The 21,394-nt window shown below is 69.5% G+C and carries 26 protein-coding genes; 20 read left to right on the top strand and 6 right to left on the bottom strand.

Features of this window, described 5'->3' with window-relative positions; all coding sequences use genetic code 11:
* The first annotated feature begins 1 nt into the window (after position 1).
* Positions 2-1,618: an acyl-CoA synthetase gene (locus JAV51_RS08795; RefSeq protein ID WP_197320187.1), complete on the top strand. Its 1,617-nt coding sequence runs from the start codon at positions 2-4 to the stop codon at positions 1,616-1,618.
* An 81-nt stretch (positions 1,619-1,699) separates the two neighbouring features.
* Here the strand turns inward: JAV51_RS08795 and JAV51_RS08790 are convergent, their stop codons facing one another.
* Positions 1,700-1,981 (bottom strand): hypothetical protein, encoded by a 282-nt coding sequence (locus JAV51_RS08790; RefSeq protein ID WP_197320186.1) that lies wholly within the window; start codon positions 1,979-1,981, stop codon positions 1,700-1,702.
* A gap of 215 nt (positions 1,982-2,196) precedes the next feature.
* On the opposite strand from JAV51_RS08790, the gene JAV51_RS08785 reads away from it, so the two are divergent.
* The 3 genes from JAV51_RS08785 to JAV51_RS08775 all read left to right on the top strand — a co-directional run bounded on the left by JAV51_RS08785 (position 2,197) and on the right by JAV51_RS08775 (position 4,924).
* Positions 2,197-3,393, top strand: a complete 1,197-nt coding sequence (locus JAV51_RS08785; RefSeq protein WP_197320185.1) for a S8 family peptidase — start codon at positions 2,197-2,199, stop codon at positions 3,391-3,393.
* Positions 3,394-3,497: 104 nt separating this feature from the next.
* A complete protein-coding gene (locus JAV51_RS08780; protein ID WP_197320184.1) occupies positions 3,498-4,253 on the top strand; it encodes an SDR family oxidoreductase in 756 nt (251 codons plus the stop codon).
* 8 nt (positions 4,254-4,261) lie between these two features.
* Positions 4,262-4,924, top strand: a complete 663-nt coding sequence (locus JAV51_RS08775) for a histidine phosphatase family protein (protein ID WP_197320183.1) — start codon at positions 4,262-4,264, stop codon at positions 4,922-4,924.
* Here JAV51_RS08775 and JAV51_RS08770 read toward each other — a convergent pair.
* Both JAV51_RS08770 and JAV51_RS08765 read right to left on the bottom strand, forming a co-directional pair.
* Positions 4,911-5,546 (bottom strand): TetR/AcrR family transcriptional regulator, encoded by a 636-nt coding sequence (locus tag JAV51_RS08770; RefSeq protein ID WP_197320182.1) that lies wholly within the window; start codon positions 5,544-5,546, stop codon positions 4,911-4,913. The genes JAV51_RS08775 and JAV51_RS08770 overlap by 14 nt on opposite strands.
* Positions 5,547-5,559: 13 nt before the next feature.
* Positions 5,560-7,269 carry a GMC family oxidoreductase N-terminal domain-containing protein gene (locus tag JAV51_RS08765; protein ID WP_197320181.1) on the bottom strand — a complete coding sequence of 570 codons (1,710 nt, stop codon included), beginning with the start codon at positions 7,267-7,269 and terminating at the stop codon, positions 5,560-5,562.
* Between the two features lie 109 nt (positions 7,270-7,378).
* Between JAV51_RS08765 and JAV51_RS08760 the strand changes: the two genes are divergently transcribed.
* Complete coding sequence (locus JAV51_RS08760) at positions 7,379-8,176, top strand: siderophore-interacting protein (RefSeq protein ID WP_197320180.1); 798 nt, start codon at positions 7,379-7,381, stop codon at positions 8,174-8,176.
* A 94-nt stretch (positions 8,177-8,270) separates the two neighbouring features.
* On the opposite strand, the gene JAV51_RS08755 is transcribed toward JAV51_RS08760, so the two are convergent.
* Entirely contained in the window at positions 8,271-8,651 is a 381-nt protein-coding gene (locus tag JAV51_RS08755) for an SSI family serine proteinase inhibitor (RefSeq protein WP_197320179.1), read from the bottom strand.
* A 237-nt stretch (positions 8,652-8,888) separates the two neighbouring features.
* Here JAV51_RS08755 and hrcA point away from each other — a divergent pair, with 237 nt between their 5' ends.
* The 15 genes from hrcA to JAV51_RS08680 all read left to right on the top strand — a co-directional run bounded on the left by hrcA (position 8,889) and on the right by JAV51_RS08680 (position 20,519).
* The gene (gene hrcA, locus JAV51_RS08750; protein ID WP_197320178.1) at positions 8,889-9,914 is read left to right on the top strand and encodes a heat-inducible transcriptional repressor HrcA; all 1,026 of its coding nucleotides are present in this window, start codon (positions 8,889-8,891) and stop codon (positions 9,912-9,914) included.
* A 70-nt stretch (positions 9,915-9,984) separates the two neighbouring features.
* A complete protein-coding gene (gene dnaJ / locus JAV51_RS08745; protein ID WP_197320177.1) occupies positions 9,985-11,142 on the top strand; it encodes a molecular chaperone DnaJ in 1,158 nt (385 codons plus the stop codon).
* A gap of 26 nt (positions 11,143-11,168) precedes the next feature.
* Complete coding sequence (locus JAV51_RS08740) at positions 11,169-11,930, top strand: 16S rRNA (uracil(1498)-N(3))-methyltransferase (protein ID WP_197320176.1); 762 nt, start codon at positions 11,169-11,171, stop codon at positions 11,928-11,930.
* Positions 11,931-12,268: 338 nt separating this feature from the next.
* Positions 12,269-12,676 carry a histidine triad nucleotide-binding protein gene (locus tag JAV51_RS08735; RefSeq protein ID WP_197320175.1) on the top strand — a complete coding sequence of 136 codons (408 nt, stop codon included), beginning with the start codon at positions 12,269-12,271 and terminating at the stop codon, positions 12,674-12,676.
* Between the two features lie 113 nt (positions 12,677-12,789).
* Positions 12,790-13,839 carry a PhoH family protein gene (locus JAV51_RS08730; protein WP_197320174.1) on the top strand — a complete coding sequence of 350 codons (1,050 nt, stop codon included), beginning with the start codon at positions 12,790-12,792 and terminating at the stop codon, positions 13,837-13,839.
* A complete protein-coding gene (gene ybeY / locus JAV51_RS08725) occupies positions 13,836-14,387 on the top strand; it encodes an rRNA maturation RNase YbeY (protein WP_197320173.1) in 552 nt (183 codons plus the stop codon). The genes JAV51_RS08730 and ybeY overlap by 4 nt, the downstream gene beginning before the upstream one ends.
* The gene (locus JAV51_RS08720; protein ID WP_197320172.1) at positions 14,384-15,751 is read left to right on the top strand and encodes a hemolysin family protein; all 1,368 of its coding nucleotides are present in this window, start codon (positions 14,384-14,386) and stop codon (positions 15,749-15,751) included. Before ybeY ends, JAV51_RS08720 begins: the two co-directional genes overlap by 4 nt.
* Complete coding sequence (locus JAV51_RS08715) at positions 15,744-16,079, top strand: cytidine deaminase (protein ID WP_197320171.1); 336 nt, start codon at positions 15,744-15,746, stop codon at positions 16,077-16,079. Before JAV51_RS08720 ends, JAV51_RS08715 begins: the two co-directional genes overlap by 8 nt.
* Positions 16,076-16,978: a GTPase Era gene (gene era / locus JAV51_RS08710; RefSeq protein ID WP_197320170.1), complete on the top strand. Its 903-nt coding sequence runs from the start codon at positions 16,076-16,078 to the stop codon at positions 16,976-16,978. The genes JAV51_RS08715 and era overlap by 4 nt, the downstream gene beginning before the upstream one ends.
* An 81-nt stretch (positions 16,979-17,059) precedes the next feature.
* Positions 17,060-17,530, top strand: a complete 471-nt coding sequence (locus JAV51_RS08705; protein ID WP_197320169.1) for a CD225/dispanin family protein — start codon at positions 17,060-17,062, stop codon at positions 17,528-17,530.
* 70 nt (positions 17,531-17,600) lie between these two features.
* Positions 17,601-18,452 carry a DNA repair protein RecO gene (recO, locus tag JAV51_RS08700; RefSeq protein ID WP_197320168.1) on the top strand — a complete coding sequence of 284 codons (852 nt, stop codon included), beginning with the start codon at positions 17,601-17,603 and terminating at the stop codon, positions 18,450-18,452.
* On the top strand, positions 18,397-19,242 hold the full coding sequence (locus JAV51_RS08695) for an isoprenyl transferase (RefSeq protein ID WP_197320167.1): 846 nt from the start codon (positions 18,397-18,399) through the stop codon (positions 19,240-19,242). Before recO ends, JAV51_RS08695 begins: the two co-directional genes overlap by 56 nt.
* Complete coding sequence (locus JAV51_RS08690; protein WP_197320166.1) at positions 19,239-19,652, top strand: YbjN domain-containing protein; 414 nt, start codon at positions 19,239-19,241, stop codon at positions 19,650-19,652. Before JAV51_RS08695 ends, JAV51_RS08690 begins: the two co-directional genes overlap by 4 nt.
* 118 nt (positions 19,653-19,770) lie before the next feature.
* On the top strand, positions 19,771-20,190 hold the full coding sequence (locus JAV51_RS08685) for a hypothetical protein (RefSeq protein ID WP_197320165.1): 420 nt from the start codon (positions 19,771-19,773) through the stop codon (positions 20,188-20,190).
* Complete coding sequence (locus JAV51_RS08680) at positions 20,187-20,519, top strand: DUF5615 family PIN-like protein (RefSeq protein WP_197320164.1); 333 nt, start codon at positions 20,187-20,189, stop codon at positions 20,517-20,519. Before JAV51_RS08685 ends, JAV51_RS08680 begins: the two co-directional genes overlap by 4 nt.
* A 12-nt stretch (positions 20,520-20,531) precedes the next feature.
* Here the strand turns inward: JAV51_RS08680 and JAV51_RS08675 are convergent, their stop codons facing one another.
* On the bottom strand, positions 20,532-20,960 hold the full coding sequence (locus JAV51_RS08675) for a Fur family transcriptional regulator (RefSeq protein WP_197320163.1): 429 nt from the start codon (positions 20,958-20,960) through the stop codon (positions 20,532-20,534).
* Positions 20,957-21,364 carry a helix-turn-helix transcriptional regulator gene (locus JAV51_RS08670; RefSeq protein WP_197320162.1) on the bottom strand — a complete coding sequence of 136 codons (408 nt, stop codon included), beginning with the start codon at positions 21,362-21,364 and terminating at the stop codon, positions 20,957-20,959. Before JAV51_RS08670 ends, JAV51_RS08675 begins: the two co-directional genes overlap by 4 nt.
* Positions 21,365-21,394 lie beyond the last annotated feature (30 nt).

Here is a 21,394-nt window from a genome sequence, read left to right as displayed (position 1 = left end):
GATGAGGCCGTCACTGCTGGCCGACGCCGCGAGTGCGGCGCTACGCACGGTACGGAGCATTGCGGTGTTGTACCGCGCCGGGCTCGTCCCGGTACCTCGTCTCGACGAAGGCATCCGCTCGTTGATCGCGACGCACCGCTACGGTCCGCTCGCCGGGTCGTTGCGGATCGCCGCGCGCCGGGCCCCGCACGCGCCCGGCCTGGTGGACGAGCGTGGCGTGCTGACGTTCTCCCAGCTCGACCTGCGCTCCAACGCCTTGGCCCGCGGCTGGAAACGGCGTGGGGTGCGCCCGGGAACGACGCTCGCGGTGTTGTGTCGCGACCACCGGGGTCTCGTGCTGACCCTGCTCGCCGCAGGCAAGCTCGGCGTTCCCGTGCTGCTGCTCAACACCGGGTTCGCCAAGCCGCAGCTCACCGCCGTCTGCGAGCGCGAGAACGTGAGGGTGCTCGTCCACGACGAGGAGTTCACCGACCTGTTGGGTGACGTCAGCGGCGTCGACCGGTATCTCGCGTGGACGGACTCCGACACCCAGGCGATCCCGTCGCTCGACGACGTCATCGCGGACAGCGACGATCAGCCGCTGCCCGCGCCCCACAAGCCCGGTGGGTTCGTCCTGCTCACCAGCGGCACCACCGGCACGCCGAAGGGCGCGCCCCGTCCGAAGGTGTCGCCGTTGCACTCGGCGGAGTTCCTCGACCGCATCCCGCTGCGGGTCGGCGAGGCGACGTACTTCGGGGCTCCGCTGTTCCACGCCACCGGCATCTCGCAGTTCATGTTGTCGTGCGCGCTCGGGTGCACGGTGGTGCTGCGGAGGAAATTCGACCCTGAGGCCACACTGCGCGGTATCCAGGAGCATCGCTGCACCGCGCTCGTGGTGGTGCCGACCATGCTGCAACGCATGCTCGACCTCGGGCCGGACGTGCTGTCCCGGTACGACACGTCGAGCCTGCGCGTGATCTTCGTCGCCGGGTCGGCGCTCTCGCCGGAGCTGGGCAACCGGGCGCAGGAGGCGTTCGGCGAGGTGGTCCACAACGTCTACGGGTCCACGGAGGTCGCCGTGGCCACCGTCGCGACGCCGCGCGACTGGGCGCGCGCGCCGGGCACGGTCGGCCGGGCACCGCTGGGGTGTCGGGTCGCCCTGTACGACGAACAGGATCGGCGGATCACCAGGCCGTACGTCACCGGTCGCGTGTTCGTCGGGAGTGGACTGGCCTTCACCGGCTACACGGACGGCAGGACCAAGGACTCGATCGACGGGTTGATCGCCACAGGTGACGTTGGACACTTCGACGCGGACGGGCTGCTCTTCATCGACGGCCGGGACGACGAGATGATCGTGTCGGGTGGCGAGAACGTCTATCCCATCGAGGTGGAGAACGTGCTCGTGGAGCACCCTGACGTGCGGGAGGCGGCGGTGATCGGGGTGCCCGACGAGGAGTTCGGGCAGCGACTCAAGGCGTTCGTCGTGCTGCGCGAGGGTGCCGAGGTGGACGCCGATGGCCTGCGTGACCACGTCCGCGAGAACCTCGCCCGGTTCAAGGTGCCGCGGGACGTGGAGTTCCTGGATGCCTTGCCGCGCAACTCGACCGGGAAGGTCCTGCGCAACGCGCTGAGCTGAGCAACGGCGTGTCCTCGCCCTGTGCACGCATGTCGGCGTCGCAGGGCGAGGACACGCGTGCGAGAGGCGCGGACACGCCGGTCAGTTCAGGTGGCGGCGGGACGCGATGCCGCGCGGGCGCGGCGGGGGCAACAGGCTGAGCAGCGAACCCGGGGGCACGTCGAGGATCTCCTCCAGCGCCAACACGGCGCGCAACGACCGTTGCCGTTCCGGCTGCCGTTTGCCCGACTGCCAGTAGCTCAGGGCGGTCACACTCACCGGGACACCGCGCTCCTGGAGACGCACCTGGATGCGGTCGAGGCTCAGACCGCTCGTCGAGATCGCGAACCGAAGCTCCTCGGAAAACGCAGTCGCGCTACTCATCGTGTCCCCTCGCCTGCCCTGGATAACGATCTGAGAACACGTTAGCAGTACCTGTAACGCCTGGTGAGGAAGCCGCCGCGAAAGTTCTCGTCCGAATGGGCTAACGGTCACTCCGTCGAACGGCTCAGAACTGGTAAATGTGAATCATTGCCCAGGTTCCACTCCCGGCGCTGTCATGGTCGCACGATGTTGTCGGTGACACGGGAAGGAAACCGATGGGCACCTCCAAGAAAGTGACCCGGGCAGCCCTGAGCGGCGCCGTCGCGGTCGGCGTGACGGGGCTGTTCGCGGCCGGCATGGTGCCGGCTCACGCTGCGGTGGGTCAGATCGTCCACGCCGACTCGGCGCAGGCGATCGACGGCAGCTACATCGTCGTGTTGAAGGACGGCGTCTCGGCGTCGTCGGTGTCGGCTCAGGCCCAGACCATCGCCACCGAGTACGGCGCTTCGGTGCAGGACACGTTCGACACCGCGCTGAACGGCTTCACGATCAAGGCCGACGCGACGACGGCGAAGCGTCTCGCCGCCGACGACGCGGTCAAGTTCGTCAGCCAGAACCAGCGGGTTCAGATCGCCGACGCTCCCGGCGCGGAGGCCGTGTCGTCGTGGGGTCTGGACCGCATCGACCAGCGCGACCTGCCGCTGGACGACAGCTACACTCCGCCGACCTCGGCGTCCAACGTCACGGCGTACGTCATCGACACCGGTGTGTCGGAGCACTCCGAGTTCGGTAGCCGGCTCCTGCCGGGTGTCGACTTCGTCGACAACGACGACGACGCGACCGACGAGAACGGCCACGGCACGCACGTCGCGGGCACGATCGGCGGTTCGTCCTACGGTGTCGCCCCCGACGTCAAGCTTGTGGGTGTGCGGGTGCTCGACGCCAACGGCAGCGGCACCACCGCCGGTGTCATCGCCGGTGTCGACTGGGTCGCCGAGAACGCCTCGGGTCCGGCCGTCGCCAACATGAGCCTCGGCGGCGGTGCCGACGCGGCTCTCGACGAGGCCGTTCGTGGCGCCATCTCCGCGGGCGTGACCTTCGGTGTCGCGGCGGGCAACGAGTCGTCGGACGCCAGCTACTCGTCCCCGGCGCGCGTTTCCGAGGCCATCACGGTCGCGGCCAGCGACGACTCCGACGCCGAGGCCTCGTTCTCGAACTACGGTTCCGTGGTCGACATCTACGCCCCGGGCGTGGACATCACCTCGGCCTGGCACGACGGTTCCACGAACACCATCAGCGGCACCTCGATGGCGACCCCGCACGTGGTCGGTGCGGCCGCGCTGTACCTGGCCGACAACCCGAGCGCCTCGCCCTCGGCTGTCGAGTCCGCTCTGACCTCCTCGGCCACCGAGGACGTCATCTCGAACCCGACGGGTTCGACGCCGAACCGCCTGCTGTACGTGGGCGAGTGAGGTAACGAACGCAGAGTCACTTTCCTCCTGCACAGACCGGCCCGGCGCGCCTCGCGTCGGGCCGGTCTTGTTACCAGCGGGTAGGGTGCGGGTAAGGTCGCTGCATGGCCGTACGGAAGAACATCGTGATCACAGGGGCCAGCGCGGGCCTCGGTGAGGGGATGGCCCGCCAGTTCGCCGCTCGGGGTCGTGATCTCGCGTTGTGCGCCCGACGTCGCGACCGGCTCGACGCTCTCGCCACGGAGCTCACTCAGCGGCACCCCGGCATCCGCGTCGTCGTCCGCGAACTCGACGTCAACGATCACGACCGTGTCGCGACCGTCTTCGAGGAATTCCGTGCGGAACTCGGCACCCTCGACCGCGTGATCGTCAACGCGGGGCTCGGCAAGGGCGCGCCTGTCGGGACGGGCCGCTTCGCCGCCAACCGGCAGACGGTCGAGACCAACCTCGTGGCGGGACTCGCACAGTGCGAGGCCGCCGTGTCGATCTTCCGCGAGCAGAACGCGGGACACCTCGTCGTCGTCTCGTCGTTCAGTGCCGTGCGGGGCATGCCTCGCACCATGACCGCGTACGCGGCGTCGAAGGCGGGCATCGCCACCCTCGCCGACGGCATCCGGACCGACCTGCACCGCACTCCGATCGCCGTGACCACACTGTTCCCGGGCTACATCGAGTCGGAGATGACGCAGCGCAAGGCGGGCGGCACGCCGCTCATCGCGAGTGCCGAGAAGGGCGCGCGGGCGATGGTGTCGGCGATCGAACGCGAACCGGCCAGGGCCTACGTGCCGTCGTTGCCCTGGACTCCGCTCAGCCTGCTCGTGCGCGTCCTGCCGACGAGCGTCTTCCGGAAGATCGTCTGAGGCCGCCGATGGGAGCCGTCTACCTGATTCGCCACGGCCAGGCGTCGTTCGGTGCCGCCGACTACGACGTGCTGTCCGATCTCGGGCACGCCCAGGCCAGGGCCGTCGGCGCCGAACTCGCGCGCCGCGACGTCGCGGTGTCGCTCGCCCGCTCCGGCACGTTGTCCCGACAGCGCGTCACGGCGGAGGTGGCGCTCGCGCAGTGCGGTTCCGGGCCCGCCGTCGAGACGGACGCGCGTTGGAACGAGTACGACCACGTCGACATCGTGGCGCGACATGGTGGGGGAAGCGGGCAGGACACCGCCGACCCGCGCGCGTACCAGAAGGTGCTGGAGACGTCCCTGAGGTCGTGGGTCGAAGCCGGTGCGGAGAGCCCGTGCGCCGAGACGTGGCCGATGTTCCTCGACCGGGTCCGGGCGGCGTTCGACGACGTCGTGTCGAGTCTTCCGAAGGGCTCGCGGGCGGTCGTCTTCACTTCCGGCGGAGTGATCGCGACGCTGTGCGGCGCGCTTTTGGGAGATCCTGCCACCGGTTTCCTGTCGTTGAACCGGGTCACGGTCAACGCGGGTCTCACGAAGATCGTCACCGGCCGGTCCGGGACCACGCTGTTGTCGTTCAACGAGCATGGTCACTTCGACGGTGACGCGGCGGAACTGCTCACCTACCGCTGACCGTCGTCGTCGCCAGCTCGGGCAGGACCTCGGTGACGAGTGATTCGAGCACGTGGCTGAGCAGGGCGTGCACCTGGGTGCGGTCGAGCGTGCCCCGGACCAGCCACTCGCGGCCCGCGACCTTGACCATGCCCGCGTAGGCGCGGACGACGGCGTTGTACTGCTCCCACCGCGGATCGGAACGCTCGAAACCCATCGCTTCGAGAACGCGGTCGGCGGCGTTGCGGTCGGCCTCGTCGAGGATGCGTTCGACCTCGACGTCCCGGCCGATTCCTTCGGGAGTGATCGCGGCGAGCCACATCTTCTCCTGCCCCTCGACCATGTCGAGGAACCAGTCCACCGCGGCGTTGGCACGCTCCTTTGTGGACCCTGAGGGAAGTTGGGCGAGCGCGCCGTAGGGAACGCTGAGCGCGCGCCGTACCACGGCGAGATACAGCTCCCGTTTGGTGCCGAAGTAGTGATTGATGAGTCCTCGCGCCACCCCCGCCCTGGCCGCGATGTCCGACGTGGAGACATCGGCGTACGGACGCTCTCCGAACAGTTCGGCGGCGCAGGTGAAGATCTGCTCCCGGCGCTGGTCGGGCTCCAACCGCCGCCACTTGGGCACGGATTCGGTGGTCATGCGGTGCAGTTTCTCACGGCGACCTGCGGTTCGCCGGGAAAACGGGCAGGTGAAGGGCACCGACGGCGGTGGTGGGCACGATCGGGTGGCGTGGCCGCACGGGGGCGATCGCTCGGTAGGTGGAGGACAGGGGCGGGCGTGGGTCCGGCTCGCCGCGGTTGGGCCACAAGGCCATCGCCCGCTCAGCCTGTGCAGTGATCGTCAAAGACGGATTGACACCGAGGTTGGCCGAGACCGTCGAACCGTCCACGATGTGCAGTCCCGGATATCCGTACACCCGGTGGTAGGCGTCCACCACGCCGGTCTTCTCCGAGTCGCCGATGACGCAGCCGCCGATGAAGTGTCCGGTGAGCGGGCGGTCGAAGAACTCGTTCCAGCCGCCGCTCGCGATGCCGCCGATCCGGGCCGCGACCCGACGCGTCACGTCGTGTCCCGCCGGAATCCAGGTCGGGTTCGGCTCGCCCTCGCCCTGCCGCGTCACCATCCTCCGCCCGAACAGGCCGCGCCGCGTGTAGGTGGTGACGGAGTTGTCGAGCGACTGCATCACCAGCAACGCGATCGTCTCCTCCGACCAGTGCCGGGGGTCGAGCAGGGCGCGCAACTCACGCCGACGTCGCACCAGCTCCGCGAGGCCCGCGCGCCAGCGGGGCGTGCCGGGCACGGGGTCGACCAGGACGGTGCCGAGCACGCCGAGCAGGTTGCTGCCCTTGCCGTAGCGCACGGCCTCGACGTGCGTGACGTCGTCGGGGTGCATCGACGAGCTGATGGCGACGCCCCGGTGGTACTCGGCGCCGCGGCGGGTGGTGCGTGCGGCCAGGACCGCCTCGGAGTTGGTGCGGGAGAGCACGCCGAGCCGAGGTGACAGTCGGGGCAATACGTTCCGGTCGCGCATGCGGTGCAGCAGGCGTTGCGTGCCCAGGGCCGAGGCGGCGAGGACGACCTGCCCGGCAGTCAGGCGGCGGTGCTTCCAGCGCTTGGTCGTGTGGACGCACGAACAGGCCCAGCCGCCGCCGGGCAGCGGACGGATCTCGGTCACCGTCGTGAGCGGGTACACGGCCGCGCCTGCCTTCTCGGCCAGGTAGAGGTAGTTCTTCACCGTGGTGTTCTTCGCCCCGTGGCGGCATCCCGTGAGGCACTCGCCGCAGTGGAGGCAACTGCGGCGGTCGGGGCCCGCACCACCGAAGAACGGGTCGCTGAACCGGGTCCCCGGCGGGGTGGTCTCGTCGCCGAAGAAGACGCCGACGGGGGTGGGCCGGTAGGTGTGGCCGACGCCCAGCTCCTCGGCGACCTCCCGCATCACCTCGTCGGCGGGGGAGGTCCAGGGGTTCGGTGTCACGCCGAGCATGCGTTTGGCCTGGTCGTAGTAGGGGGCGAGTTCGGCCTTCCAGTCGGTGATGCCCGCCCACTGCCGGTCGGCGAAGAACGCGTCGGGCGGCTCGTAGAGGGTGTTGCCGTAGCCGAGCGAGCCGCCGCCGACGCCGGCCCCGGTGGCCACGACGACGTCGCGGAACGGGGTGAGGCGCAGGATGCCCGTGCAGCCGAGTCGGGGAGCGAACAGGTAGTCGCGCAGGTGCCAGGAAGTCCGGGCGAACTCGTGGTCGGCGAAGCGTCTGCCCGCCTCCAGGACGCCCACTCGGTATCCCTTCTCGGTGAGCCGGAGTGCGCTCACGCTGCCGCCGAATCCGGAGCCGATGACCACCACGTCGTAGTCGAAGCGCGTCATCGTCCTACGGTCGACCACTGTTGGCGGTGTGGCAATGAAGCGAACGGGTGGTTCCGTCGTTGTGGTCTAGGGTAGGGAAGGCATACCTAACCACGACGGAGGAGCGGGGATGGCGCAACGAGGCGAAGGCAAGCCGCTGATCCGGGCCCGGGTGGTGCGTACCGAGCGGCTCACGCCCCACATGATCAGGATCGTGTGCGGCGGTGAGGGATTGGCCGCGTTCCGGCACAACGGCTTCACCGACTGCTACGTCAAGGTCCTGTTCCGCGTGCCCGGCGTCGAGTACCCGGGCCCCTTCGACCTCGACGCCGTGAAGGCGACCCTGCCGCGTGAGGCGTGGCCCCGCATGCGCACCTACACTGTGCGCCACCACGACCCCGACGCCTCGGAACTCACGCTCGACGTCCTCGTGCACGGCGACGAGGGGCTCGGCGGACCGTGGGCGGCAGGCGCGCGGCCCGGTGACGAGGTGCTGCTGCGTGGTCCGGGCGGTGCCTACGCGCCTCGTGACGACGTCGACCATCACCTGCTCGTCGGTGACGAGGCCGCGCTGCCTGCCATCGCGGCCTCGCTGGAGGCCCTGTCGCCGGAGGCCACCGCCACGGTCCGGCTGGTCGTCGAGGACGCGGACGAGCAACTACCGCTCGCCACGAAGGCCAACGTCGACCTCCGGTGGCTGCGGCGCGTCGAGGGCGCCGACCTCGCCGCCGAGGTCCGTGGCCTCGACCTCGGTCACGGCCGGGTCCAGGCGTTCGTGCACGGCGAGGCAGCCATGGTGCGTGACCTGCGAGGGCACCTGCTGAACGAGCGTGGCCTCGACCGGGAGTTGCTGTCGATCTCCGGCTACTGGCGGCAGGGCCGCACCGACGAGGCGTGGCGGCAGGAGAAGAAGGCCTTCATGGCCTGACGTGCCCCCTGACACGGGAAAGGCCACCGGCTCGCCGGGTGCGAGGACGGTGGCCTTTCCCGTGAGGGCGGACGGGTTCGTCGAGGGCGTTGCGTCAGAACGCGAACACGCCGCCGGACTGGGCGTCGGCGACGCATCGGTTGGAGTACTCGGTGTCGAAGTCGACCGGCATGCCCCGCCAGGTCCCGGTGGCGGTGGCCCACACCGGCGAGTAGATCATCGTGCAGTTCTGGAACTTCGACGGCAGCCGCGAGAAGTCGCCGTCGGCCTGCTCCAGCGACCGGCACGCCGTGTCGGCCTGCGGGTGGTTGCCCTGCGTGGGCCCGCACGTGAGCTCGACGGAGGTGGTGGCGCCACTGGCGTCGGTCAGGCTCAGGACGAAGGCAGCGTCGGGAGTCGCGGCGCTCGCGGGGCCGCCCGTACAGAGGGCAGCGGTCGCGCACGCGGCGAGGAATGTCGCTCGAAACCTGGACATGTCTCGGGTATCGGCTCGGCGCGCGGGCGACCTGTGTTCCTCGATCGGTTGGTCGTCGTCACCTGAACGAACCTCGCGTCTGGTCAGCACTGTAATGGAGATCACCGGACGACCGTCGCGTCGTCGGTGAAACGCCGTTTCCCGCGGCTGTCCAGGGGCTTTCGACCCTCACGAGGCCCGAAGACCGCCGAGCCGCACGTAAACTCGTGGGTGGAGCACGCGAGGAAGGAGGCGCCGGTGGCCAGTACGGAGGAGCGTCGTTTCGAGGTGCTGCGCGCCATCGTTGCCGACTACGTGTCGAATCACGAGCCGGTGGGGTCGAAGGCGCTCGTCGACCGGCACAACTTGAACGTGTCCAGCGCGACGGTCCGCAACGACATGGCCGCGTTGGAGGAGGACGGCTACATCACCCAGCCGCACACCAGCGCCGGTCGCATTCCCACGGACAAGGGCTACCGCCTGTTCGTCGACCGGCTCTCGGAGGTCAAGCCGCTGTCGGCGGCCGAACGGCGCGCCATCGTGCAGTTCTTGGAGGGTGCGGTCGACCTGGACGACGTGCTGCGTCGATCGGTGCGGCTGCTGGCCCAGCTCACGCGCCAGGTGGCGGTGGTGCAGTACCCGACGTTGACCACCTCCACCGTCCGCCACGTCGAGGTGGTCGCGCTGACCCCGGCGCGGTTGCTCATCGTCCTGATCACCGACACCGGCCGCGTCGACCAGCGGGCCGTGGACCTGGGTGACGTCATCAGCGACGAGCACGTCGCGCGGCTGCGGGACGTGCTCAACAACACGCTGTCCGGCCATCGGCTGCCCGACGCGGCGGCGAAGGTCTCCGACCTGCCGGAACACGCGCCGTCGGAGCTGCGGGACGTCATGGTCAGAGTCAGCACGGTGCTCGTCGAGTCGCTGGTCGAGCACCCGGAGGAACGTCTCGTCCTCGGGGGCACGGCCAACCTCACCCGCAACGTGGCCGACTTCCCCGGATCGCTGCGTCAGGTGCTGGAGGCCCTGGAGGAGCAGGTCGTCGTCCTCAAGCTGCTCGCCGCCGCACGCAACCCCGGTGCCGTCACCGTGCGGATCGGGGAGGAAAATGAGGACGAGCAGATGCGGAGCACCTCGGTCGTGTCGATCGGATACGGCTCGGACCAAGTACTGCTGGGGGGCATGGGCGTGGTCGGCCCGACCCGGATGGACTACCCCGGGACGATCGCTGCCGTGCGCGCGGTCGCCACGTACGTGGGCCGGATCCTGTCCGGGCGGTAGGAGGTCCGCCCGTCCGGGCGCGCGACCCGGATGAGAGGCTTGTGCAGGCTTTCTAGGAGGACGGCAGACGGTGGCCAAGGATTACTACGGCATCCTCGGCGTGTCGAAGGACGCGACCGAACAGCAGATCAAGCGCGCGTACCGCAAGCTTGCGCGCGAGTTGCACCCCGACGTCAACCCCTCCGAGGACGCGCAGCACAAGTTCAGCGAGGTCACGACGGCCTACGAGGTGCTGTCCGACCCAGAGAAGCGCAAGATCGTCGATCTGGGCGGCGACCCGCTGAGCAACGGGGCGAGCGCCGGTGGGCGCGACCCGTTCGCCGGGTTCGGCGGTCTCGGCGACATCATGGACGCCTTCTTCGGTGCCGCCACCGGCGGTGCGCGTGGACGGGGTCCGCGGAGCAGGGTGCAGCCGGGTTCGGACGCGCTCATCCGGTTGAAGCTGACGCTGGAGGAGTGCGCCACCGGCGTCAACAAGCAGATCACCGTGGACACGGCCATCCTGTGCGACCGGTGCCGGGGTGCCGGGACCGCCGAGGGCGGCAGCGTCGTCACCTGTGACACCTGTGGTGGTCAGGGTGAGGTGCAGTCCGTGCAGCGGTCGTTCCTCGGCCAGGTCGTGACGGCCCGGCCGTGCCCCACCTGCCGTGGGTACGGCGAGGTCATCAGCGACCCGTGCCAGCAGTGCGGCGGCGACGGTCGCGTGCGTGCCCGCCGGGACGTCACGGCCAAGATTCCGCCGGGCGTGGGCGACGGCATGCGTATCCGGCTCTCCGGTCAGGGCGAGGTCGGCCCGGGCGGTGGTCCCGCCGGTGACCTCTACGTCGAGGTGGAGGAAGCGCCGCACGAGGACTTCGAACGGCAGGGCAACGACCTGCACTGCCGACTGCGCGTGCCCGTCACGGCGGCGGCTCTCGGTGCCGTGATCCCCATGGAGACGCTGGTCGACGGCGAGACCGAGGTGACCATCGAGCCCGGCACCCAGCCGAACACCGAAATCGTGCTGCCCGGCTTCGGGATGCCGAGGCTGCGGTCGTCCGGTCGTGTGGACGGCCGGGGTGACCTGCACATTCGCATCGACGTCGTGGTGCCCACGAAGCTCGACGACGAGCAGGCCGATCTGCTGCGCGAGCTGGCCCGGCTGCGGGGCGAGGAGGTGCCCACCCTGGCGGGCAACGGTCACAAGCCGGGTGGGTTGTTCTCCAAGCTGCGCTCGAAGAGCCGCTGACGGCGGCCGGGGAGACGGCGACCGTCATGGCTGGGGGCACCGACACCACTCCACCGGTCTTCCTCGTCCCGGCGTTGCCGGAGGTCGGTCCGGCAGAGTTCGACGGCGACGAGGCACATCACGCCGTCACCGTGCGCCGGTTGCGCGCGGGTGAGCGGCTGGCGTTGTCCGACGGCCGTGGCGGCCTGGCCGACTGTGTGGCGTCGGCCGTCCACCCGGGGCGACGGCCGACCGTGGAGGTGACCGTCGAACGGGTGCGGTTCGTGCCCGCGCCCGCGTTGCGAGTCACGGTGGCACAGGCACTGGCCAAGGGGGACCGCGGTGAGCTGGCCGTGGAGCTCGCCACCGAGGCGGGTGTGGACGCGATCGTCCCGTGGCGGGCGGCCCGGAGCGTGGCGCGCTGGGACGACGGTCCTCGGGGGGCGAAGGCGCTCGCCAAGTGGCGGGCGACCGCGGCGGCGGCGAGCAAGCAGGCCCGCCGGGCCTGGGTGCCCGAGGTCCGCGACCCGATGAGCACCAAGGAGCTGACCGAGGCCGTCGCGAACGCCGACCTCGCGTTGGTGCTCGACGGCGCCGCGCCGGATCGCCTGACCGAGCTGGCCCTGCCGGACACCGGTGAGGTGCTGCTCGTGGTGGGTCCCGAGGGTGGTGTCGCGCCCGAGGAGCGTGCGGCGTTCGCCGAGGCGGGCGCGCGGAGCGTCCGGTTGGGACCGACCGTGCTGCGCACGTCCACAGCGGCTGCGGTGACGCTCGGGGCGCTGGGGGTCCTGACCGACCGTTGGGCGTGATCGTCCGCATACGCCGAACGGACGCGCGCGCTAGAACCTGTGGCAGAAGTCCTTCGCGTTTCTGCCGGTTTCCCCTTCACAGAGCCGAATCGGGCCCTACTCTGTGCTCAGCCCACACGGCCGGTGACCTGCGCGAGCGTGCGACGAGAAGGCGCGGGTCCACGGGAGGCCGGCGTGGGTCGAGGACCCGCCGGACGTCTCCCCCTCGGTCCGGCGGAGGAGCCGCGGTGGCGGGTGGAGCTACCCCCAGGCTGCACCGCCCCGCGGCGTCCCCACGACGATCGAGCGACCATGGTGACGGACGCACTTCGACGCCGTGATCGACGCGAGGAGGGGCCGTGAGCGACAACGACACCGTCGAGTCGGGTGGGGCGGACACCCAGGACACTCAGGACACCTCGGAGACGCTGTTCGAACGCATCATCGCGAGGGAGATCCCCGCCGACATCGTCTACGAGACGGACACGACGCTGGCGTTCCGCGACATCGCACCGCAGGCCGCCACGCACGTGCTGGTGGTGCCGAAGGTGCGCTACCGCACGGTCGCCGAACTCGCGGCGGCCGACCCGGCGCTGCTCGCCGACGTCGTGGCCACCGCGGCGAAGGTCGCCGAGCAGGAGGGGCTCGACAGCGGATACCGCCTGGTGTTCAACACCGGAGCCGACGCCGGGCAAACGGTCTTCCACGTGCACGCGCACGTGCTCGGCGGGGAACAGCTCGGTCAGTTCGGTCGTTCTTCCCAGTGAGGAAAGGGGGCAGGTAAACTCACCTGCCCCGGCACGACCGATGCGACTAGCATCGACGTGACCGTCACTGTCGTCGACCAGCACGTACGTGCAGAAAGCAGGCCCGAGGCCACGTGGCCGGAACCGAACCGCTGCAACCTGCCGAAGTCGCCGCGTCGCAGGAGTCTTCGGCACAGTCGAAGTTCCCGATCCCCGATGCCGCCGCACTCGTTCTGCTCGGTTCCCGAGACGAGAACCTGCGAGTGGCCGAGGACCTGCTCGAAGCGGACGTGCACGTCAGGGGCAACGAGGTCACGTTGACCGGCGCGCCGAGTGACGTGGCATTCGCGGAGCGGGTGTTCGAGGAGTTGGTGACGCTGGCCAAGCGCGGTCAGCAGCTCGCACCCGACACCGTGCGCCGGACGGTGGCCATGCTGTCGGCCGGAGCGTCCGAGTCGCCCGCCGACGTGCTGAGCATGGACATCCTCTCGCGGCGCGGGCGCACCATTCGACCGAAGACGCTGAACCAGAAGCGCTACGTCGACGCGATCGACCAGCACACGGTGGTGTTCGGCGTCGGTCCCGCCGGGACGGGCAAGACCTACCTGGCCATGGCCAAGGCCGTGCAGGCGCTGCAGAACAAGCAGGTCACGCGCATCATCCTGACCCGTCCCGCGGTGGAGGCGGGGGAACGGCTCGGCTATCTGCCCGGCACGCTCTACGAGAAGATCGATCCGTACCTGCGGCCGTTGTACGACGCGTTGCACGACATGGTCGACCCCGACTCGATCCCCCGGCTCATGCAGGCGGGCACCATCGAGATCGCGCCGCTGGCGTACATGCGTGGCCGGACGTTGAACGACGCGTTCATCATCCTCGACGAGGCGCAGAACACCACGCCGGAACAGATGAAGATGTTCCTCACGCGTCTCGGTTTCGGCTCGAAGATCGTCGTCACCGGTGATGTGACGCAGGTCGACCTGCCCAGTGGTCAGCGCAGTGGCCTGCGTGTGGTGCGTGAGATCCTCGAGGGCGTGAACGACCTGCATTTCGCGACGCTGACGAGTCACGACGTGGTGCGGCACAAGCTGGTGGGCGACATCGTGGACGCCTACGAGAAGTGGCAGGCCACGCAGGACGCGGCCGTCGGTGACGCGCACACCAACGGGCGGGGCCGCCGGTGAGCATCGAGATCGCCAACGAGTCCGGCGTCGACGTCGACGAGGCGTCGATCGTGTCCGCGGCCCGGTTCGCGCTGGATCGGATGGACGTCAGCCCCTTGGCGGAGCTGTCGGTCGTCCTCGTCACGCTCGACGTGATGGAGGACCTGCACGTGCGGTGGATGGACCTGCCCGGCCCCACCGACGTCATGGCCTTCCCCATGGACGAGCTGGAGCCGGGACGCCGCCCCGACGCCGTGGAGTCGTCTCCGGCGTTGCTCGGCGACATCGTGCTGTGCCCGGAGTTCGCCATGGGCCAGGCACACAAGGCCGGGCACTCGCTGCTCGACGAACTCCACCTGCTCACCGTCCACGGTGTGCTGCACCTCCTCGGCTACGACCACGCCGAGCCGGAGGAGGAGCGGGAGATGTTCGGGCTCCAGAACCGCATCCTCGGCGAGTTCCGCGACACGCTGGCGGCTGCGCGCAAGAAGGACGCCCAGCGCAGCAACGACGACCGGCTGCTCGGCGCGGCGGGTCTCGACGGAAGGTCTGAGTCGGAGCCATCGTGACGTCGTCGGCCGTCATCCTGGTCGTGGCCGTTCTTCTCGTGTTCCTCGGTGGCGTCTTCGCGGCGGCCGACTCGGCCATCAGCTCCGCCTCGTTGGCGCGAGCCGAGGGGCTGGAGCGTGAGGGACGATTCGGGTCGCGCCAGCTCGTCCAGGTGGTCAGGGAACGCACCCGACACCTGAACCTGTTGCTGCTGCTGCGCATGGGCTGCGAGCTGACCGCCACGGTGTTGGTGACCGTGGTGATGCTCCGCTGGGTGGAGCCGGAGTGGTTCGCGGTGACGCTGGCCGCGCTGCTCATGGTGTTGGTCAGCTACGTCATCGTCGGTGTCGGACCCCGTACGGTCGGCAGGCAGCATCCCTATCGCGTGGGTCTCGCCGCGGCGGGTCTGGTGCGGGCGCTCGGGACGGTGTTGGGCCCGCTCAGCCGCCTGCTCATCGTGGTCGGCAACGCCATCACGCCCGGCAAGGGCTTCCGTGAGGGACCGTTCACCACCGAGGCGGAACTGCGGGAACTGGTCGACCTCGCCGAGGAGCGCGGGGTCGTGGGCACCGACGAGCGCGAGATGATCCACTCGGTGTTCGAGCTCGGCGACACGGTGGCACGCGAGGTGATGGTGCCGCGCACCGAGATCGTGTGGATCGAACAGAACAAGACCGTGCGGCAGGCGTTGGCGCTGTCCATGCGGACCGGGTTCACCCGCATCCCGGTGATCGGCGAGTCGGTGGACGACATCGTCGGGCTGGTGAACATGAAGGACCTCGTGCAGGCCTCGTTCGAGGAGAACGGCACGATGCGCGAGGTGCGGGAGCTGATGACACCCGCCGACTTCGTGCCGGACTCCAAGCACCTGGACGGTCTGCTGAAGTACATGCAGCGGTCCCGGCACCACCTCGTCATCGCCGTGGACGAGTACGGCGGCACAGCCGGGCTGTTGACGATCGAGGACATCCTGGAGGAGATCGTCGGGGAGATCACCGACGAGTCCGACACCGACGACCGGCCGCCGGTGGAGCACGTGGACGACCAGGTGGTGCGTGTCTCCGCGCGGCTGGGTGTGGACGATCTCGGTGACCTGTTCGGCGTGGACCTGTCCGAGCAGGACGTCGAGACGGTCGGTGGTCTGCTCGCGCAGCGGCTCGGGCGGGTTCCGCTGCCCGGCGCGGAGGCCGAGATCGACGGACTGCGGCTGCGGGCCGAGGGTGGCAAGGACCGCCGAGGCCGCATGCGGATCACCACCGTGATCGTGCGGGCGGCCGACGGGCGCAGGATCGGGCCCGGAACGCCCGGCACGACCGACGAGAACGACGAACGCGTGTCCCACGAGGAGCGCGACGAACCCGACTGGAGAGTGAACCATGGCTGAGCTCCACCCGGAGGACGAGAAGATCGTCGTCCTCGCGCGCTCGACGCGGGCGAGGACCCAGGCCGCCGAGGGAGCGGCCGTGCGCGACACCGACGGCCGCACCTACGCCGCGGCGACGGTGGACCTGCCGTCGTTGAAGTTGACGGCGTTGCAGGCCGCGGTGGCGGCGGCGGTGTCGAGTGGGGCCGAAGGGCTGGAGGCGGCGGCGGTCGTGACCGAGGAGCCGCTGGTGCAGGGCGCCTCGGTGCAGGCGGTGCGGGACCTCACCCCGACCGCGCCGATCCTGCGCGCCGATCCGACGGGGACGGTTCAGGAGACGGTGAAGTGACCGAGACCGAGCATCGTTCCGGGTTCGCCTGCTTCGTCGGCAGGCCCAACGCGGGCAAGTCCACGCTCACCAACGCGCTGGTCGGCACCAAGATCGCGATCACGTCGAACAAGCCGCAGACCACGCGGCACGCCATTCGCGGCATCGTCCACCGTGACGACGCCCAACTGATCATCGTGGACACGCCGGGGCTGCACCGGCCACGGACGCTGTTGGGACAGCGGCTCAACGACCTGGTGCAGGCGACGTGGTCCGAAGTGGACGTCGTGGGGTTCTGCGTGCCCGCCGACGAGAAGATCGGCCCCGGCGACCGGTTCATCGCCGCGGAGCTGAGCAAGATCGCCCGTCGTACCCCGGTGATCGGCATCGTGACGAAGACCGACCTCGTCAGCAAGGAGCAGGTCGCCAAGCAGCTGCTGGAGCTGCAGGACGTCATGGACTTCGCCGACCTCGTTCCGGTGTCGGCGGTCGAGCAGTACCAGGTGGACACGTTGTCCGACCTGCTGGTCGCCCGGCTGCCGGAAGGGCCGGAACTCTATCCGGACGGCGAGCTCACCGACGAGCCCGAGCAGACGCTGGTGGCGGAGCTGATCCGGGAGGCGGCGCTGGAGGGCGTGCGGGACGAGCTGCCGCACTCCATCGCGGTCACGATCGAGGAGATGTTCCCCCGCGAGGGCCGCGACGACCTCATCGAGGTGTACGCGCACTTGTACGTGGAGCGCACGAGCCAGCGCGGCATCGTCCTCGGCCACAAGGGAAGCCGGCTCAAGGAGGTCGGCGCGAAGGCGCGCAAGCAGATCGAGGCGTTGCTCGGTAGCAAGGTGTATCTCGACCTGCACGTGAAGGTTGCCAAGGACTGGCAGCGTGACCCGAAGCAGCTGCGCAAGCTCGGCTTCTGAGGTTGGGCGGTTCCCCGCTCACGGGTGACTACCACGCGGTACGCTCCCGTCGCAGAACGTTTTGTGACAGGGGAGACCTTCATGACGAACCCGTACGGGCAGCAGACGCCTCAGAGCGCAGGGATGCCGGCGCAGCCGGGGCAGGCGCAGTCCTACGGTCCGCCGTCCGCGGGTATGCCGGCGGCACCGTACGCACAGCAGCAGTACCCGCAGCAGCAGGGTTATCCGCAGCAGCCCTACGGGCAGCAGGCGCCGTATGGTCAGCCGTACGGCGCGAACCCGTACGGGCCCCACATCCCGGATTACAAGGGGTGGGCCATCGGCACGATCTTCCTCTTCTGGATCGTGGCCATCTTCGCCATCATGAAGTCCAACGAGGTGAACACTCACCGGATGATGGGCAACATGGCCGCTGCCCAGGAAGCGTCGAGGCAGACGAGGACGCTGTGCCTGACCGCGACCTGGATCGGTGCGGCGACCTGGACTCTGTCCATTATCTGGATCATCGTGGTGGTTTCGTCGGCCCCGGAGATCACCTACAGCCGGTACTGACCCCTTCCTTGTCGACCTCACCGGTGCGGGCCGAGAGGAGTGCGGCCCGCACCGGTGAGACGATGGACCCGTGAGTCTGTACCGGGACACGGGAGTGGTGCTGCGGGTCCACAAGCTCGGCGAGGCCGATCGCATCATCACCCTGCTCACCCGACGACACGGCAAGGTCCGTGGCGTCGCCAAGGGTGTGCGGCGGACCACGTCGCGCTTCGGTGCGCGGCTGGAGCCGTTCGGGCACGTCGATGTGCAGCTCTACACCGGACGCACGCTGGACGTCATCACGCAGGTGGAGACGGTCGACGCGTTCGCGCTGCCCATCGTGGGCGACTACCAGCGCTACACCGCCGCCAGCGCCATCGCCGAGACGGCCGACCGGCTCACCGCCGAGGAGGGCGAGCCGGTGCTGAAGCTCTACCTGCTCGTGGTCGGGGCGTTGCGGGCACTCGCCGACGGCAAGCGGGACGCCTCGCTCGTGCTCGACGCGTTCCTGCTGCGGTCGATGGCGTTCGCCGGTTGGGCACCGGCCATCACGGAGTGCGCCCGTTGCGGTCGACGAGGCCCTCACGCCGCGTTCAACTACCAGGTGGGTGGGTCGCTGTGCCAGGACTGCCGCGTGCCGGGCTCCACACATCCCGCGCCGGAGGTGCTGGTCCTGCTCAGCGCGTTGCTCCACGGTGACTGGGACACCGCCGAGAACAGCACCCCGGGCGTGCGACGGGACGCCAGCGGGCTCGTCGCCGCGCACCTCCAGTGGCACCTGGAGCGGCAGTTGCGGTCGCTGCCGTTCGTGGAACGCCGTACCCGTGAGGCGTCGATCGTGGACACGTTAGGGTCGGACACGAATTCCCGCGAGACGGAGGTATCGAGTGCGGCGCAGGGGACGCGAGGCCGCGACAGTGCACACGGAGTTGCGGGAGCCTGATCCGCATCCGTCGGGGGCGCGACCGCCGGTCATCCCGCCCGAGTTGGTCCCCAACCATGTCGCCCTGGTGATGGACGGCAACGGCCGGTGGGCCAATCAGCGTGGACTGCCGCGCATCGAGGGGCACAAGCGCGGCGAGGCCGTGATGATCGACGTGGCCAGCGGTGCGGTGGAACTGGGCGTGAAGTGGTTGTCGGTCTACGCCTTCTCGACCGAGAACTGGAAGCGCAGCCCCGACGAGGTGCGGTTCCTGATGGGCTTCAACCGGGACACCATTCGTCGGCAGGTCGACTACCTCGGCTCCATCGGCGTGCGAATCCGGTGGGCCGGGCGCGCGCCGAGGTTGTGGCGCAGCGTCATCAAGGAACTGAAGGACGCCGAGGAGAAGACCCGGCACAACACGCGCCTCAACATGACGATGTGCGTCAACTACGGCGGTCGTGCCGAACTCGGAGACGCCGCGCGACGCATCGCGAAGCTCGCCGCCGAGGGCAAGATCAATCCGGACAAGGTGGACGATCGCATGCTCGCGAAGTACCTCTACCAGCCGGAGATGCCCGACGTGGACCTGTTCCTGCGGCCCTCGGGTGAGCTGCGGACGTCGAACTTCCTGCTGTGGCAGTCCGCCTACGCCGAGTTCGTCTTCCAGGACACGCTCTTCCCGGACTTCGACCGCCGCAAGCTGTGGGAGGCGTGCCTCGAGTACGCCAAACGCGACCGCCGGTTCGGTGCGGCCGTGGACGCCGCGAAGGCGGCCGATGCGGCAGCACACCGGGGAGGAGTCGCATGACGGGCTCGGAGGCCGCCGACACCGCTGAGCTGCTGGCCTCGGCCCGTCGGGCGCTCGAACGCTATCTGGACGTGCGGGTCGACGACGACGGCGCGTTGACCTTCTCGCACGCCGACGTGCCGTGCGTGGTGCAGGCGATGCGGCTGGCCGAGGGGCTGTCGGTGCTGAGCCTGACCTGCGTGGTGGCGTGGGACCTGCCAGACGAGCCGACGTTGGCCGCGACCGTGGCCGAGCGCGCGGGCCAGGGGCTGTTCGGCACGCTCGGCATCGTCCACACCGAACGCGGCATGGATCTGACGCTGCGCTACGCCTTCCCTGCTCAGGGTCTGGACGACGCCGCGCTGGGCACGTTGCTGATGCTCGTCGTGTCCACGGCCTCCCAGGTGCGCTCGGAACTCACCGACTCCTGAGCCGCTCGCCGGTCTGCGGAGAGATCACCCCGTGTGACGACCACTCGTCGCTGTCGTCGACCGACAGGTGTAGCGCGTCTGCGCTACACTCGCGCTACACGTCGGAAGGGGCTCTGTCGTGGCATCGAGTACGTCGTTTCGGATCAGCGCCGAGGCGAAACGGGTGTTGGCGGTTCGGGCGGAGCACGAGGGCACGAGCGCGACGGCGCTGCTCGAGCGCTTGATCCTCGAAGGTGTGCAGCAGTTGGATCACCCGGGGATCGTGTTCCGCGGTCCCGCGCACGATCGTCGGGCGGCGTTGGCCGCCGGTCCGGACGTGTGGGAAGTGATCTCGCGGCTGCAGGAGCTGGAGGGCCCCGAAGAAGAGCGGATCGCTGTCCTGAGTGAGGAAACGGGGCTGCATCCGCGACTGATCAGGTTGGCCGTCGACTACGCGGTCGAGCACGTCGACGAGATTCGCGCTCGCATCGACCGGAACCGGGAGCTCGCCGAGCGCAGCCGCCTCGCCGCTCAACGTCGTGCGGATCTCATCGCGTGAGTCGCTTCCTCGTCGACGAGATGTTCCCGCCGGCGGTGGCCCGTGTGTTGCGGGACGACTACGGGCACGACGCCGTCCACGTGTTCGACGTGGGACTGGGCGCGGCCGACGACGCGACGGTGGCGGCGACCGCCCGCAGTGAGGGGCGGGCGGTGGTGACGGAGAACGTGGCCGACTTCGTCGGCGAGCGGGACGTGGTGCTGGTCTTCGTGCTCAAGCGGACGTCGCCACCGGGTGGAGGACAGGCCGACGCGTTGGCGAAGATTCTCGACGGGTGGGCGGCGGCGAACCCGAGGCCCTACCTGGGGCCGCACTGGCCCCGGTCGTGAGGTGTCGGGCGGTTACTTCCTCGCCTCGGTGCAGGTGGCGCACGTGCCGGTGATCTCCACCGTGTGCCGGATGTCGGAGAAGCCGTTGCCGGAGGCGATGCGTTCGGCCCAGCGTTCCACCGCGGGACCCTCGACCTCGACGGTGTAGCCGCAGTGACGGCAGACCACGTGGTGGTGATGGTGCGCGGAGCACCGCCGGTACATGGCCTCGCCCGAGTCGTTGCGCAGGACGTCGAGTTCGCCGACCTCGGACAGCGACTGCAACGTCCGGTAGACCGTGGTCAGCCCGACCCCCTCGCCGCGTCGGCGGAGTTCGTCGTGCAGTTCCTGTGCGGAGCGGAAGTCGTCGATCTCGGCGAGCAGATCGACGACAGCGGCGCGCTGTCTGGTCGCTCTCCGGCCCGGCAGCGGGGCCCGGTTGGGGATGTCGGTGGCACTCATACCGGCTGTGCGTCCTCCTGCACGTGGGCAACGGCGTCGACGACGATGTGCGCGAGGTGATCGTCCACCAAGTGGTACACCACCTCGCGGCCGCGTCGCTCCCCCTGTACCACACCGGCCGCCTTCAGCACCCGCAGATGCTGGCTGATGAGGGGTTGGGTCACGTCGAGTGCGTCCACGAGTTCGTGCACGCAGCGGGGGCCGTGCCGGAGTTGCAGCACGATGGCGATCCGGACCGGTGCGGCCAACGCTCGTAAGAGTTCACCCGCATCAGTGAGTGTGGACACCGAGGGTGACACGCTGTGCGGCACGGGGCCTGTCGTCCGGGCGGGCTCGTGCTGTTCGCCCAGGTCAGCGGGGTCGGGCGCCGGGGAACGCGCCGCGTCGGAGCCCACCGTCGCCATGTCGTTCTCCAGCCCTCGGTCGTCCTGCAG

It is taken from the genome of Saccharomonospora sp. NB11 (assembly GCF_015910535.1).
Lineage (GTDB): Bacteria > Actinomycetota > Actinomycetes > Mycobacteriales > Pseudonocardiaceae > Saccharomonospora.
The sequence above is the reverse complement of the archived record's forward strand: the minus strand, read 5'-3'. Positions and strand labels throughout refer to the sequence as shown.

What these genes read in the sequence shown, in the direction of transcription:
- JAV51_RS08795 (WP_197320187.1), top strand. Translation starts at nt 2, where the DNA reads ATGAGGCCGTCACTGCTGGCCGACGCCGCGAGTGCGGCGCTACGCACG.
- JAV51_RS08790 (WP_197320186.1), bottom strand. Translation starts at nt 1,981, where the DNA reads ATGAGTAGCGCGACTGCGTTTTCCGAGGAGCTTCGGTTCGCGATCTCG.
- JAV51_RS08785 (WP_197320185.1), top strand. Translation starts at nt 2,197, where the DNA reads ATGGGCACCTCCAAGAAAGTGACCCGGGCAGCCCTGAGCGGCGCCGTC.
- JAV51_RS08780 (WP_197320184.1), top strand. Translation starts at nt 3,498, where the DNA reads ATGGCCGTACGGAAGAACATCGTGATCACAGGGGCCAGCGCGGGCCTC.
- JAV51_RS08775 (WP_197320183.1), top strand. Translation starts at nt 4,262, where the DNA reads ATGGGAGCCGTCTACCTGATTCGCCACGGCCAGGCGTCGTTCGGTGCC.
- JAV51_RS08770 (WP_197320182.1), bottom strand. Translation starts at nt 5,546, where the DNA reads ATGACCACCGAATCCGTGCCCAAGTGGCGGCGGTTGGAGCCCGACCAG.
- JAV51_RS08765 (WP_197320181.1), bottom strand. Translation starts at nt 7,269, where the DNA reads ATGACGCGCTTCGACTACGACGTGGTGGTCATCGGCTCCGGATTCGGC.
- JAV51_RS08760 (WP_197320180.1), top strand. Translation starts at nt 7,379, where the DNA reads ATGGCGCAACGAGGCGAAGGCAAGCCGCTGATCCGGGCCCGGGTGGTG.
- JAV51_RS08755 (WP_197320179.1), bottom strand. Translation starts at nt 8,651, where the DNA reads ATGTCCAGGTTTCGAGCGACATTCCTCGCCGCGTGCGCGACCGCTGCC.
- JAV51_RS08740 (WP_197320176.1), top strand. Translation starts at nt 11,169, where the DNA reads ATGGCTGGGGGCACCGACACCACTCCACCGGTCTTCCTCGTCCCGGCG.
- JAV51_RS08715 (WP_197320171.1), top strand. Translation starts at nt 15,744, where the DNA reads ATGGCTGAGCTCCACCCGGAGGACGAGAAGATCGTCGTCCTCGCGCGC.
- JAV51_RS08705 (WP_197320169.1), top strand. Translation starts at nt 17,060, where the DNA reads ATGACGAACCCGTACGGGCAGCAGACGCCTCAGAGCGCAGGGATGCCG.
- JAV51_RS08690 (WP_197320166.1), top strand. Translation starts at nt 19,239, where the DNA reads ATGACGGGCTCGGAGGCCGCCGACACCGCTGAGCTGCTGGCCTCGGCC.
- JAV51_RS08675 (WP_197320163.1), bottom strand. Translation starts at nt 20,960, where the DNA reads ATGAGTGCCACCGACATCCCCAACCGGGCCCCGCTGCCGGGCCGGAGA.
- JAV51_RS08670 (WP_197320162.1), bottom strand. Translation starts at nt 21,364, where the DNA reads ATGGCGACGGTGGGCTCCGACGCGGCGCGTTCCCCGGCGCCCGACCCC.